Raw genomic sequence first — 14168 nt, forward strand, 5'->3', positions numbered from 1 at the left:
ACATAAGCGGCGCAGACCGTACATATATACTTCCTGAAAAAAGAGCTCTGGCCTGAATGCAAGAGCATGGCACGAAACGAATACAAATAAGACAAGCTATGGCAAAACAAATGAAAGCAGCAGTATACGAAGGGTTTGGTGGCGCTGAGAAAATACAAATTACAACAGTGAATGTGCCCGAAGTGAAAGAGGGCGAGGTGCTGGTCCGTATCAGAGCGGCCGGGGTCAACCCGGTGGACGCGGCTGTCCGGGAAGGCTACCTCAAGGATTACCTGCCATACCAGTTTCCGATCATTCCGGGTTGGGATATGGCAGGCGTGGTAGAGGAAACGGGTTTCAGCGCTCGGCGGTTTGAGCTAGGGGACGAGGTATACGCCTATGCCCGCCGCCCGGTGGTGCAGCACGGTACCTTTGCTGAGTACATCGTCATACCCGAAAGCTACCTGGCCAAAAAACCGCAAAACCTGTCTTTTGAAGAAGCAGCAGGCATTCCGTTGGTCGGGCTTACGGCCTACCAGTCTTTGTTCGACGCCGGCAAACTGCAGGAAAACCAGACTGTGCTGATACTGGGCGGATCCGGGGGTGTGGGGAGCCTGGGGATACAACTGGCCAAAGCCCGAGGCGCCACGGTGATCGGGGTGGCGAGCGAAAAAAACCAGGATTTCATGAAAGAGCTTGGTGCTGACTTCACGGTAGACTATAAAAGCCAGGATATAGGCGCAGCAGCCAAAGCGATTGCTCCGGACGGCGTGGACCTGATCTTTGACTGTGCCGGCGGCGATACCCTGCAGCAGAGCCTGGCGGCCCTGAGGCCAGGTGGCAAGCTGGTCTCTATCCTGCACCATGGCGAGGGTCTTGCCCCTTCCATCGACTTTAAATACGTGTTTGTGGAGCCAAATGCCAGCCAACTGGACAGGCTGCGGGAGTACGCCGAGTCAGGCCAACTGCAGGTGCACGTGAGCAAGACCTATAGCCTGGCGGAAACGGCCGAGGCCCTGAGCCAGATCCAGTCGCAGCACACGCGCGGCAAAACCGTGATCGTACCCTGAGACACCCCTTTTCGCTTGGGCTGTGTCAGCGGATATCGCACTGAAAGAAACTCTCGTCATACCCTGGCGCGGGCTTATCGTCGATCCGCACAAGGCGGTCGAGTCGGATCTCCTCGCCGGTGGTCAGCACCAGGTATTCTGCCCCATCCCGGTGCATAAGTTCCTTCAGGGTAGCGTGCAGAGTCAGGAACTCGCCGATATCGGAGTAGAACTGCAGCCGGACGGCGGCTCGTTTGGATACCAGCGAAGTCAGCAGCGCATGGTAAGCCTGGTCGATAGGTTGATAAGAGGAGGCCATTGGGAGAATAATTTAACAGCAGACAAGGTATAAAAAAACGCCCGGGGCAGGTATAGGCTCCGGGCGTTTTTGCCTTAAGAAGGAATGCTGCGCCGCCAGTTGCTCCATTGCTGGAGTTGGGTCGGGTTCAGCACGGTTTCAATGTTTTGCAGCAGGGTATGGCGCCGCTCGTGCAGCACCCGCAGGTGGGTTTGTTTCTGCTCATGCTCGTGGAGCTCTGCCGTCAGACGGTCCTGCAAACCAAGCAGCTTTTCGTCTAGCTGCGCTTTTGTGATCCGGTCTTCTTCATAGGCTTTCAGGTAGGCGTCGCGCTCGGCGTTGGCCCGCATCAGTATTTGCTGATGGATGATGCTGATGCTGCCCCGCACGGTAACAGTCGCCTGCTGGTGATCGAGCGCATAGTCCCGGATCGTGGCAGCCTGGTTGGTCTGCAGCCCCAGCATGGGCAGAATGTAGGAAAGCGTATGCCGGTCTTGTTTAGAAGTGGCAACCGTCTGGATGTTGAAGGCCTTGTCGTTACAGCCGTCGCGCAGCTGCGGTTTTGCCAGCGCTTCCAGATCCTCCAGTAAAAACTCAGATGATGAGAACGTGAGGTCAACCGACGGATCAGTACCGCTTTTGTCTTCGCAGGCAGACAAGCTCAGGAAGAAAACGAAGGCCAGCAGCCCCCGGATAAGTAAACTTACTCTCATAGCTTTTATATTAATAATCAATACCTTATGTATACGCAACAGGCATTAAGAAGAAGATCGCTTCGCTCGGGAAGCGGGTAGGTTCACCATATTTCGCAGCCCTGCTCAGAACCCCTCCCTGAACTCCCGCAGGTGCGCATAGCAAACCGGACTGCTGTAATCACCCGCTTCGCTTTCTCCTGATTGGCTGCGCAGCCCATTTGCAAGGCCTGCGTGGTAGCGCCGCACTAGTTGCCCGGGCTGCTGCAGGCGCAGGCAGGGGCTTGTCAGGCGCCGGTTCGGTTGTTTGTCTTGCCTTTGTATCATCAGCAGATGGGGTTATTTGTGAGCAGAGGACTCACGGTGGGGTTTGATGAGCTTTTCCAGGGTATAGCGCAGGATTTCGTCGTCTTCGTCGAGCAGGTGGTCGCGTACAAGGTGGTCCGGTATAAGTCCTGCTAGTTTCTCGTCGCCGTTCGGGCGCACAATGTAGCCCTTGGGCACCTTGAGCTCTACGCTCGTGCGGGGCAACAAAAAACTGAACTGCGCGGCATAGAGGGTAGGCGTGTCGCCGGTCTCTTCTCCCACGATCTCCCCAAAACCATAGTCCTGGATCAGGGCGCCGCTCACAGCCGCCATGGAGTAAGACTGCCGGTTGACGAGCACGTATACCTTGCCCTTGAAGCGCCGCTCATCCGGCACGGGCGGCTGCAGGGTCTGGGCATAAGCGAAGGTTTCACCATCGGGGTGCTCCAGAATCTGGCGGGTATAGTCGTCGGGTATCGCGTTGGGGTATTGCTTGCGTGTCTGAGCCTTGAGCACCTCACTGGTCCTGACGGTGAAATCCGAAAACCAGCGGAAAGGCCTGTCGGCAAAATAGGCGATGAGGTAGTCGCTGAAGGTGTTGTGCCCGCCGGCATTATTGCGCAGGTCCAGAATCAGGTAGCGGGCCTGGCGGATGTTGAAGTCGGCGAAGGCACTGTCCACGAAAGTTTTGAATCTCGCCTCTCCGTCTGGCTCCGCTGAGCTGAAAGGACCGGGATGCAGGTAAGCTACGTCATCGCTATACCTGAACGTGCGCTCGTTGTTGAGGATCTCCCCGCCCCGACTGGCCTCGTAGCCCATCACCGTGATCGGCTGCAGCGTATAGGTTCCGTGCTTCCCATTGGCATGCCTTACTTTCACCTGAAAGGACTCCTGCTGCCCGAAAACGGCCCAATAGTAACGGGGAAAAGACCAGAATTCGAGCTTAGCATCTTTAAAATACGGGCGTTCTGCCGACAGGTAAGGGTAGATGCCGGCCAATACTTTGCGGATGGGTTTGCCATTGATTTGCAGCAATTGGTCGCCTGCCCGGATGCCGGAATCGGGAACATAGCTTTTTCGTACGAAGGTCCTCCCCTCTTCAAAAGCCAGCTCGAGCGGAAAGACCGTTCCGTCCTGGGTGGCATAGGCGATATAGGAGGCGGCCGGAAAATCGACCTCGCAGTGCCCCACGTTCCCGATCGCCAGGAGCCGTTGCATCAGCAGGGTTGTTTCGAGCATGCTCAGCGAATCCTTCCGGATCGACTGCACCAGGTCGGTGTAGGCCGCATCGTAGTCGCGCTTGCTCACATAGGCGTAGAGGTTGTAGTGTGCTTTCTGGAGGGTCTCGTAGGCATAGGCCATGTCGGCCTTTACATCGGCTGCGGCAAATTTGATGGGTTTGTGCTGCGCAGGAGCACTGAAGGACACCGTCACCAACAGACATAACAGCAGCAGCTGCACGGGTATTCGGCACACATGTTTTTTCATGCTTTGTTTTCCTTTGGTGTTCGGCCTCCACATTAAGACAGCGCCAATCGGTACACTAAGATAAGCACACTGACGAGAACGATGGTGCTGTAGATCACTTTATTATACCTGGCCAGCCAGTTAGGCAGAAAAATATCGAAGTTATCACGGGTCGAATCTGAGTAACGCCGGGCCACAACCGTAATCGGGCACATCTTGTTGAACACAAGCAGCACAAGCCCTTCCAGCACAATCAGGCCCAGGCAGATCCATACCCACTTGTCTATCCGCCCGACGATGACGGCGTAGAGCAGGTAAAAGATCACGACATTGAAAAATACCCACACCAGCGTATGCACCGTTTTGATGAACAGCAGCTTGCGCTTTCTCGTCTCCAACTCCTCTTGCCGAATGTGCTCCATTCTCAAGTCCCTCCTCTTCTTTTACGTATATCACACACCCTCAGCGGGATGTTGCACAGCTATTGCCATCCCTTCCTTTCGGATTTGCGTATAGTTTTCTAACTTTCATTCCAGGCGTCAACGTCTTCGCACATGAGCACTTCCTTACTGCAACTCTACCTGTAATCCGGCGCTTCGGTAGCGCCATAGCCGGGCAGCCATTGTGCGTCGGCTGTTCTCTTATGCCCTATACCTTCGCTCCCATTCCACATCAGGTATAGGCAGCTTTACATTTCTTTTTACCGAGATAATTTAACAACATGAAGGAAGTACAAAACCCGACACATACAGTGGAGGAACTGGTTGCATTGGCTGGTCAGCATGGACTATGGCCCCGCATGCTGGAGCACGTGCAGCAACAGCAAGGTGCCTATGGCGTGAACATCGGCCTGTTTGTGCTGGAGTCGGGCACGGATGATTACCTGCCAATGGCCAGAGAAGCGCTCGGTTTGAGCTGAGCAGACAAGGATAGTCTGCCACAGGAAACGGCCGCTCTACCTGACCCTAGAAGGAGGCGCCCAGCAAACGCCGGAGCACCACAACCTGCTCCAGGTGGTAGGCATTGTGCTCGGCCACCAGCATGGCTTCGCGCAGCAGTGTCTGCCCATCGCCGTGCGGAATGGGTGTGAACAGGTCCTGCTTTGGATCCTGCACCAACTGTACCATCTCTTCCAGGTCTCGCCTGATCTGTTGTAGGGTATGGTCCAGTGCTTTCTGATCAGCGGGCGCTTCCTCGGGGGGCCAGTAGTCGTCGGGCCATGCGGGTTCCTGGTAGTCGGGGTTGCGGCAAAAGTCCAGGATGTCATACTGCGTGAAGCGCAGGTGCTCGAGCAGTTGCCAAATGGTATAGGGCAGCTGCTCGAGCACCTGCCCGGCCTCGTCCGCCTGCAAACCTTGCAGCAGTTCCGAAGCCGGCCGGTAGGCCTGCCCCATCCGCATCAGTTTTACCAGGTGTTCGCGCAATTCTTTGTCTGCTTTCATATCCTCGCTTTTATACCTGCATACTCCCTGCACTGCGAAAAGGTGAACCTCCATCATAAAAATTATAAAGTAAAGCAGCCGCTGCCCTTGGGCAGCGGCTGCTTTACCTGCTTTCTATGAGTTGCTCACATTAGTAGCGGTCGTCGCGGTTGCGGTTGTAGCCGCCGCGCTGTGACCCATAGCCGCCGTAGTTGCCCGACGAGATGCCGTAGCTGCGGTCGCGGTCAAAGTCGGTGCCGTAGTCATCCTCAAAGCTGCTGGTAATGCCCGCATTCGGGATACCTCTGCTGGAGTGGATGTCCTCGGTTGGGCGCATGCGGCCATAGTCTGAAATGCCGTAGCCTTCGCGCATGCGGTCCTGGTTCATGCGGTTGCTGCGCCCCTGGTCCATCCGGCTGCTGCGGTCCTGGCTGCTGAAGCGGTCGCGGCTGCGCATGTCGCGGTCGTAGTCATCTGAGCGCTGGCTATACCTGTCGGAGGTGCTGTAGCGGTCGGAGTCAGACCAGTTGGAGCGGCGGCTGTCGCCCCAGTTGCTGCTGCTGTCGCGGTCGCTCTGGCGCATGTTGTAGCTGTTGTCGCCATAGCCGCTTCCTCTTCTTGCGCGCATGCGCTCGTAGTCGTCGTCCCGGTTGCCCTCGTGGTAGCTGTGGCGTATGTTGCTGCGGTCGTAGCGGTCGTGCTTTGCTTCGGGGTGATGGCTGCGGTACCCCTGCTCAAACTCGTTGGTTAGGTTGCGGGCACTGTGGTAGTGCTCATCGTTACGGCTGTAGCCGGCGCCTCCGCTGTAGTCGCGGTCGTAGTTATCATGATCGTAGCGATCTCTGTCTCGTCTGTTCATAGTTTCTAATCAGGTTTAAAATGATACTTCCTTTTTAAACGAGCGCAACGGCTAACGGTTTTGCCGGCAAGGGCTCAGGTCTCTTTGATGCGTGAGGCCAGCACCCGGAACAGAATGTAGAGGAAGGCGAAAACAGCCATGGCGATCAGGGTCCAGAATTTCTGCTCGTTCTTGTCCTGCCAGTAGTCACGCTCGCCGGTTACCGAGTCGAGTCGCTTGCGGATGGCCTGGTTGGCCAGCTGTTCGACCTGCAACTCGCGGCTGAGCGAGTCCAGGGCGAGTGTGTCGCGCAGGTATACCGTGCGAATCTGCACGCTGGGCTGGGCAGGCGCGTAAGGTAGAGGCCGACTTGCCGGATGACGGGTGGAATAGATATCTTTTTCGACGCTGGTTTCAGGCTGCAGTGCCGACCTGGCGGGCGGGAGCGCAGGACTGGCATAAACGGCGGGAGCGTACAGTTTCGGCAGTTTGCTGCCGGCGCCAGGTATAGCCTCCTCATCAGTGCCTGCCCGACGCTGGGTGGCGCAGGCGCTGAGTAGCAGCAACAAAACGAGGGTCCATCTCATGCAAAAGGGGGCGTCTGGTTAGATAAGCTATACCTGTCGCCTATACGCAGGCGGCCGCCCGGTGGGTGCGAAAAGCGGTGGCGTCTGTTGTTATTTTTCAAAAGGCGCACATTAATCAAAATAAGACATCTTTTTGATTTTTCTTTATTTATAAAGAACTTTAAAAAAATCCGCCCCAACCCTCTCCCATGTCGACATCCCCATCTCTTTCTGCCGAAGTACTACGTGCATTCGAGGCTATACCTGACCTATACCTGATCCTGTCCACTGACTTCCATATTCTGGGCGCCAGCAGGGCTTATCTCCAGATGACCCAGTTGAAGCAGGACGAGATCAAAGGACGCTACTTGTTTGATGTGTTCCCCGACAACCCGGAGTTTGAGGCCGCGGATGGTTCCCATAACCTGCGCAATTCGCTGGAGTACGTTGTCCGGAATAAACAGCCCCACCAGATGGCGTTGCAGCGTTACGACATGCAGCTGCCCCCACTTACTGGCAAGTTCCTGGAAAAATACTGGCTGCCTTCCAACACGCCGGTACTCGACGAACAAGGCAACATCAGCTACATCCTGCATAAAGTAATGGATGTGACAGAGCAGGTACTGGCCCAGGAGCAGTTACAGCAAAGTGCGCAGGAGGTGAAGGACCTCCTGGTCGAGCAAAATATCACGAAAGCAGACCTGATCGCTGCGCGGGCCGAGGCAGAGCTGGAGCGCCGCAAGCTGCACAACACCTTCATGCAGGCACCTGCCATGATCTGCATACTCGAAGGCCCGGAGCATATCTTCCGGTTTGCCAACCCCACTTACCAGCAGCTGGTTGGCAACCGGCCTATACTGGACAAGCCTATTCTGGAGGCCATGCCGGAGCTGGAGGGGCAGGCTGTGATCGGATTGCTGAATAAGGTTTACCACACCGGCGAAAGCGCCTTCGCACACGAAATGCTGGTACGCCTGGACCATACAAACTCGGGCAAACTGGGCAATAACTACTATAATTTCACCTACCAGGCTATCCGTAACATCCAGGGCCGGATCGAAGGCATCATGGTGTTCGCCTTTGAAGTAACCGCCCAAGTAGAGGCCCGCCGCGAGATGGAGGCGACCAACGTGGAGTTGTACCATGCACAGGAGGCGCTTTTGCACCTGAACGAGGAACTGGAAAGGCGCATTGCCGCCCGCACCGAGGAATTGCAATTGTCCAAAGCCGCCATTGAAGCGCAGCGCAACCAGTTGCAAACCATCTTCATGAATTCACCCACTCCGTTTCTGGTGGTGGATGGACCCGAGTTCACGTTTCAAATGATCAACCCGGCCTTCAAGAAGGTATTCCCGGGCAAGAACATGCTCGGCAAAACCCTGCTCGAAGTGTTCCCGGAGCTACAGTCCACCCCCATTCCGGCTATTCTGCAGGCCGTATACCGCACGGGCGAAAACTTCGAAGCCGTGGAATTCCCTCTCATGCTTTCGCGCTCCGAGGGGGCCGAGCCAGAGCAGATCTACTTATCTTTTACTTACCAGGCCCGGCGCGATGATCAGGGCGTGATAGACGGTGTGCTGGTGTTTGCCCACGATGTAACGGAGCAGGTGAAGGCCCGGCAAGCGGTGGAGCAAAGCGCCGAACGGCTGCGCCTGATCACGGATGCACTGCCTGTACTGATCGGCTACCTGGACAAAGAGGAGAAATACCGTTTCACGAACAAGGCCTACGAAGCGTGGTTCCCGGGAAAGGCAAGCGACTTGCTGGGGAGAGCTGTGCGGGATATCGTGGGAGAAAAGGCCTACAGTGGTGTGAAGCAGTACATCGACCGGGCTCTGGCCGGCGAGCGCCTCGACTTTGAGAGCCGCATGCCCTACCGCGAGGACTTCGTGAAATACATCCAAACCAGCTACGTGCCCGACATCCGGGATGGCGAGGTGGCCGGGTTCTATACCTTGGTGCAAGACGTCACGGAACAAACCATCGCCCGCCTGAAGCTGGAAGAGAGCGGACACGAAGCCCGTGCCCTCAGTACCAAACTGGCCGAGACCAACCAGCAGCTCTCCGGAACGAACGCGCAGCTGACCCGCACCAACATCGACCTGGACAACTTCATCTATGCCGCCTCACACGACCTCAAGGCTCCGATCTACAACATCGAGCGACTGCTGGTTATCCTGATCGAATCCATCCCGAACGACGCTCAGGCCTCCCATGATCTCAAGCAGGTCATCGAGATGATCCACAGTTCCATCAGCCGGTTCAAGCGCACTATCGATCACCTGACGGATGTGACCAAACTGCAGAAGGAAAACAACCAGGAGGCCTCAGAGGTGAATCTTTCCGAACTGATCCATGACATCAGGCTTGACCTGAGCGACCAGATCGAGCGTATGGATGCCCACATTGAAGTGGATGTCGAAAAATGTGAATCGATCCGCTTCTCTGAAAAGAACATGCGCTCAGTGCTTTACAACCTGCTCTCAAACGCCCTTAAATACAGAGATCCGGAACGCAGGCCAGCCATCCGGATCAGTTGTGAGCCATCCGGTAACTATACCTTGCTGAAAGTGCAGGACAATGGGCTGGGCATGAAACCAAGTGGGGTGGCTAAAATATTCTCGATGTTCACCCGATTGCACGATCATGTGGAGGGCTCTGGCATTGGCCTGTACATGGTCAAAAAGATTGTGGAGAATGCTGAGGGGCGCATTGAAGTGGACAGTGAGATTGGTCAGGGCACAACCTTTAGCGTGTACTTCAAACGATAGTCTTTCAGGTTTGCAGGTATAGCAAACAGAAAGGCCGCAGCAAGTTGTCCCGCTACGGCCTTTCTGTTTGCTATACCTGGCTTACTCCTGCCAGCCGCCGCCCAGGGCGCGGTAGAGCCCCACCGTGGACTGTAGAATATTTTTGCGGGTGTTGGTCAGGTGCAGCTCTGCCTCGAGCACGCTGCGCTGGGCCGTGATGATCTCGAGGTAGCTGGCGTAACCAGCGGCGTAGAGGTCATTGGCTGTTCCTACAGCTTCCTGCAGCACCTCCACTTCCTCCTGTTTCAGCTCAGCCGCCTGCCTGAAGTTCTCGATGCCGCGCAGATTGGTCATCACCTCCTGCACCCCCGTCAGCACAGCGCTTTGGTAAGCCGCGAAAGCCTGTAGTCTGCTCGCGTCGGCACGGCGGAAGTCCGCCCGGATGTTGCTGCGGTTGAGCAGCGGTGCCGACAAGCCGCCCAGCACGCCGTAGGCCAGCGAGGCAGGTTTGAAGAGCAGCGAGGCGTCAAAGGCGTTGTAGCCCACGTAAGGATTGAGCGTGAGGGCAGGCAGGAAAGCGGCACGGGCCGCGGCCACATCGGCCTTCGTGGCCTGCAGCTCCAGTTCCGCCTGCTGAATGTCTGGCCTGCGGCGCAGCAGGTCGCTTGGCACACCGGTCTGCACCTGCTCCGGCAGCTCCTGCTCTACCAGCGCCGCACCCCGAGCGATCGGCTGCGGGTGGCGACCCAACAGACGGTTCAGCTGGTTCTCCGTCTCGGTGATTTCCTGCCTCTTCTCCGCTTTCAGGGCCTTTGTGTTCAGCAGCTGAGCGGCAAACTGCTTCACGGCCAACTCCGTCGCCCTGCCCCCTTCTTTCTGGATGCGCACCAGCTCCAGGGCTCTTTGCTGCAGCGCGATGTTGCGATCCAGAATGGTCAGTTCATTGTCGAGTGAGAGCAACTGGTAGTAGAGGCTGGCGACATCGGCCACCAGCGAGGTTGTCACCAGCTGCTTCCCTTTTTCAGAGGCCAGCAAGCGCGTAATGGCCGCTTTTCTGGACTGTCGCAGCTTGCCCCAAAGGTCCAGCTCCCAGGAACTGCGCAGGCCCACGAAATACTCCGGCACGTGCGGCTGGTTTACCTTTTGGTCTTCCGAAATATTCGGCGACAGGTTGGTGTCGAAGTTACCCACGCCGGTCATGGTATACTTGCCGAAGCGGTCAACCCCGGCGGCTCCGACTGCCGATACCTGCGGCAGCAGGGCGCCCCGTGTCTGCAGCACCCCGGCTCTTGCGAGCTCGATCCGCTGCGCCGCTGCCAGCATGTCCGGGTTGTTGTGCAGCGCCGTGTCGATCAGGCTGACCAGGTGCTCGTCTTTAAAGAAATCACGCCAGCGCATGTCGCCTAAACTGGCGGAGTCGGCGGTGTGGCCGAAGGAGGCAGGCAAAGGCGCTGCAGTTGGTAGCGGCGTAGGCTCAATCGCCTTACAGGCACCCAGCAGTAACAGCAGTGCCAGGCAGGGTATGGTTTTTAAAAATCTTCTATGTAAATGCATGGTTGCAGAATCAATTTGATAAAACATCCGAAGGCTTAGGCCATGGCCACGTCTTCTTCCTTCTTTTTCTTTTTGCCCTTCCCGATAGAGGCGAACAGTACATACAGCCCCGGAATGATGAGCACGCCGAAGATCGTACCGATGAGCATGCCACCTGCCGCCGCCGTACCGATGGAGCGGTTACCCATGGCACCTGCCCCGGTAGCGATTGTCAGTGGAATCAAACCGGCCACGAAAGCAAACGAAGTCATCAGGATCGGACGGAAACGCGACACGGCACCATCCACGGCGGCCTGCAGCACCGTGCGTCCCTCCTTTTGCCGCTGGATGGCGAATTCCACAATAAGGATGGCGTTTTTACCCAGCAAACCGATAAGCATCACGAGCGCTACCTGCGCGTAGATGTTGTTCTGGAGGCCCAGCAGTTGCAGCGACAGGAAAGCTCCGAATATACCGGTCGGCAGCGACAGGATTACCGGCAGCGGCAGCAGGAAGCTCTCGTACTGACCTGCCAGCAGCAGGTATACAAAAAGCAGGCAGACGATGAAGATAAACACGGTCTGGTTGCCCGAAAGGATCTCCTCACGCGTCATACCAGACCACTCGTAGGTATAGCCCCTCGGCAGGTTCTCCTCTGCCACACGCTCAATGGCCTTGATGGCGTCGCCGCTGCTATACCCTGGCGCGGCGCTTCCGTTGATCATGGCCGAGGTATACATGTTGTAACGGGTAAGCTGCTCCGGTCCGTACACGCGCTCCAGCGACACGAAAGCTGAGAACGGCACCATCTCGCCCCACTCGTTTTTCACGTACATTTTCAGCACATCCTCGGGCTTGCTGCGGTAGTCCGGCGAGGCCTGCACCATCACTTTGTACATCTGCCCGAAGCGGATGAAGTTGGAAGCATAGTAACTGCCCATCAGCGTCTGCAGGGTGCCCATGGCATTGTCCACGGTCACGCCGTTCTTGGCCGCCAGGTCCTGGTCCACGTGGATGAGGTACTGCGGGAAGCTGGCGTCGAAGTTGGTAAAGGCAGCGCTTACCTCCGGCGCCTGCTGCATGGCCTGCACAAACTGGTTCGTTACTTCGGCAGTTTCTGTGAGCGTAGCGGTTTTATCGCGGGCCAGCAGGCGCAGCTCAAAGCCGCTCGAGTTACCGAAGCCCGGCACGGTCGGCGGCGGGAAGTACTCGATGCTGGCGTCTTTCAGGTAGGCTGTTTTCTCGGTGAGTTGGGCGATGATGTCGTCCACCGACTCGGTGCGGTCGTCCCAGGACTTGAGGTTGATCATGCCCATGCCGTAAGAGGCACCGGCTGCATCCGTCAGCAAGCTGAAGCCCGCCAGGGTCGACACGTTCTCCACCGCCTCAATTTCCTCAGCGGCTTTCTGCACCTGGCCCAGCACATACTCGGTACGCTCCACGGTAGCGCCTGCCGGCGTGGTTACGTTCACGTAAATCATGCCCTGATCCTCGGTTGGGATAAAGCCCGTTGGCAGGATGCGCGTGATGCCCCAGGTGCCGAGCACGAACAGCAGCAGGATGCCCAGCGTAACGGAACGGCGGCCGGCCACGCGCAGGATCAGGCTCTTATAGCCATTCTCCACCTTGCCGTAGCCTGTGTTAAACTTGTTGAAGAAGCGCTGCAGCAGGCTTTTCTTCTCGTGCTGGTCGTGCGTTGGCTTCAGCATGATGGCACAAAGGGCCGGTGTGAGCGTGAGGGCGTTGATACCGGAGATCACGATCGAGATAGCCAGCGTGAGCGAGAACTGGCGGTAGAAAATACCCACGGGACCCGTCATCATCGCCACCGGCACAAACACCGCCGACATCACCAGCGTGATCGCCACGATCGCTCCGCTGATCTCGCCCATCGCTTCAAGCGTAGCTTCACGGGCATTCATCTTTTTCTCGTGCATCTTGCTGTGCACGGCCTCGACGACCACAATCGCGTTGTCGACGACAATACCAATGGCCAGCACCAGCGCAAACAGCGTGAGCAGGTTGATCGAGAAATCGAACATGTCCATGAAGAAGAAGGTACCTACCAGCGATACCGGCACCGCCAGGATAGGTATAAGTGTAGAGCGCCAGTCCTGCAGGAAGATGAACACCACGATCGACACGAGAAGGAAGGCCTCGAGCAGGGTAATCAGTACCGCCGACATGGAAGCGTCGAGGAAGCGGGACACGTCGTAAGCCAGGGTGTACTTCATGCTCGGCGGGAAGGAAGTCTCCTCCAGCTCGGCCATTTTCAGCTTTACGTTCTCGATCACTTCTTTGGCATTGGAGCCCGGGCGCTGCTTGATCATGATGGAAGCGGACGGACGGCCGTCGGTCTTCGATACCATGCCGTAGTCCACGGCGCCGAACTCTATCTCGGCCACGTCTTTGAGGCGCAGCACCGAGCCTGACCCGTCTTCCTTAGCACGGATGGCGATGTTCTCGTATTGTTCCGGCTCAAAAAGTTTACCGGTATAGCGGAGCACGTACTGCAACATATGCGCATTTCCGCCTGAGCTTTCACCTGTTTTACCCGGTGCCGCCTCCACGTTCTGGGCGCGGATGGCGTTGATCACCTCGTCGGGCGATACGTTGTAAGCCATCAGGCGGTCGGGCTTGAGCCACACCCGCATGGAGTAATCGCGGTTACCCATGATCTCGCAGAAGCCCACCCCGTCGATACGCTTGAGCTCCTGCAGGATGTTGATGTCGGCGAAGTTGTACACGAATTCCTCGTCGGCATTCGGGTCGTCGCTCATCAGGTTGAGGTATAGCAGCATACTGTTTACCTCTTTCTCGGTGGTCACACCAGCCTTGATCACCTCTTCCGGCAATTCGTCGAGCACGGTGGTCACGCGGTTCTGCACGTTCACAGCGGCCAGGTCGGGGTCAGTGCCCACTTCAAAGAAGATCTGGATCAGCGTCACGCCGTTGTTACTCGACACGGAAGTCATGTAGGTCATACCCGGCACTCCGTTGATGGCGCGCTCGAGCGGCGTGGCCACGGCTTTGGTACTCACTTCGGCATTGGCACCGGTATACTTGGCAGTAACCGTAACGGAGGGCGGCACAATATCGGGGAATTGTGTAATGGGCAGGTTCAGGATCGACAGAACCCCCAACAGGACTATAATCAGGGAAATGACCAGTGAGAGCACCGGCCTTTGTATAAATATCTTTAACATGATGATTTTCTATATACTTAGAGACTAAGTTATGAGACTGTCGCCAACACACACGCGGGCAGC

13 protein-coding genes are annotated in these 14168 nt (G+C 56.8%); 3 read left to right on the forward strand and 10 right to left on the reverse strand.

Annotated elements, in window-relative coordinates; genetic code table 11:
* Positions 1–110 precede the first annotated feature (110 nt).
* Positions 111–1049: an NADP-dependent oxidoreductase gene (locus BD749_RS04660; protein WP_245868725.1), complete on the forward strand. Its 939-nt coding sequence runs from the start codon at positions 111–113 to the stop codon at positions 1047–1049.
* A 25-nt stretch (positions 1050–1074) separates the two neighbouring features.
* Here the strand turns inward: BD749_RS04660 and BD749_RS04665 are convergent, their stop codons facing one another.
* The 5 genes from BD749_RS04665 to BD749_RS04685 form a co-directional block, all read right to left on the reverse strand.
* On the reverse strand, positions 1075–1347 hold the full coding sequence (locus tag BD749_RS04665) for a hypothetical protein (protein WP_101443188.1): 273 nt from the start codon (positions 1345–1347) through the stop codon (positions 1075–1077).
* A 74-nt stretch (positions 1348–1421) separates the two neighbouring features.
* Complete coding sequence (locus BD749_RS04670; RefSeq protein WP_101443189.1) at positions 1422–2039, reverse strand: hypothetical protein; 618 nt, start codon at positions 2037–2039, stop codon at positions 1422–1424.
* A gap of 105 nt (positions 2040–2144) precedes the next feature.
* Positions 2145–2345, reverse strand: coding sequence for a hypothetical protein (locus tag BD749_RS04675; protein ID WP_101443190.1), 201 nt, complete (start codon positions 2343–2345; stop codon positions 2145–2147).
* 12 nt (positions 2346–2357) lie between these two features.
* Complete coding sequence (locus BD749_RS04680; protein WP_101443617.1) at positions 2358–3812, reverse strand: S41 family peptidase; 1455 nt, start codon at positions 3810–3812, stop codon at positions 2358–2360.
* A gap of 32 nt (positions 3813–3844) precedes the next feature.
* Positions 3845–4213 (reverse strand): hypothetical protein, encoded by a 369-nt coding sequence (locus BD749_RS04685; RefSeq protein WP_101443191.1) that lies wholly within the window; start codon positions 4211–4213, stop codon positions 3845–3847.
* Between the two features lie 299 nt (positions 4214–4512).
* Between BD749_RS04685 and BD749_RS04690 the strand changes: the two genes are divergently transcribed.
* Positions 4513–4710, forward strand: coding sequence for a hypothetical protein (locus BD749_RS04690; RefSeq protein WP_101443192.1), 198 nt, complete (start codon positions 4513–4515; stop codon positions 4708–4710).
* A 46-nt stretch (positions 4711–4756) separates the two neighbouring features.
* Here BD749_RS04690 and BD749_RS04695 read toward each other — a convergent pair whose 3' ends face one another.
* The 3 genes from BD749_RS04695 to BD749_RS04705 all read right to left on the reverse strand — a co-directional run bounded on the left by BD749_RS04695 (position 4757) and on the right by BD749_RS04705 (position 6637).
* Positions 4757–5233: a DinB family protein gene (locus BD749_RS04695; protein ID WP_101443193.1), complete on the reverse strand. Its 477-nt coding sequence runs from the start codon at positions 5231–5233 to the stop codon at positions 4757–4759.
* Positions 5234–5363: 130 nt separating this feature from the next.
* Positions 5364–6071, reverse strand: a complete 708-nt coding sequence (locus BD749_RS04700; RefSeq protein WP_101443194.1) for a hypothetical protein — start codon at positions 6069–6071, stop codon at positions 5364–5366.
* 74 nt (positions 6072–6145) lie between these two features.
* Positions 6146–6637, reverse strand: coding sequence for a hypothetical protein (locus tag BD749_RS04705; protein ID WP_101443195.1), 492 nt, complete (start codon positions 6635–6637; stop codon positions 6146–6148).
* A 188-nt stretch (positions 6638–6825) separates the two neighbouring features.
* Between BD749_RS04705 and BD749_RS04710 the strand changes: the two genes are divergently transcribed.
* Positions 6826–9387, forward strand: coding sequence for a PAS domain-containing sensor histidine kinase (locus tag BD749_RS04710; protein ID WP_101443196.1), 2562 nt, complete (start codon positions 6826–6828; stop codon positions 9385–9387).
* A gap of 81 nt (positions 9388–9468) precedes the next feature.
* Here BD749_RS04710 and BD749_RS04715 read toward each other — a convergent pair whose 3' ends face one another.
* Positions 9469–10920 carry an efflux transporter outer membrane subunit gene (locus BD749_RS04715; protein WP_101443618.1) on the reverse strand — a complete coding sequence of 484 codons (1452 nt, stop codon included), beginning with the start codon at positions 10918–10920 and terminating at the stop codon, positions 9469–9471.
* A 35-nt stretch (positions 10921–10955) separates the two neighbouring features.
* Complete coding sequence (locus tag BD749_RS04720) at positions 10956–14105, reverse strand: efflux RND transporter permease subunit (RefSeq protein WP_101443197.1); 3150 nt, start codon at positions 14103–14105, stop codon at positions 10956–10958.
* Between the last annotated feature and the right edge of the window lie 63 nt (positions 14106–14168).

Origin of the sequence: Pontibacter ramchanderi (assembly GCF_002846395.1) — a bacterium.
Classification (GTDB): Bacteria; Bacteroidota; Bacteroidia; order Cytophagales; family Hymenobacteraceae; genus Pontibacter; species Pontibacter ramchanderi.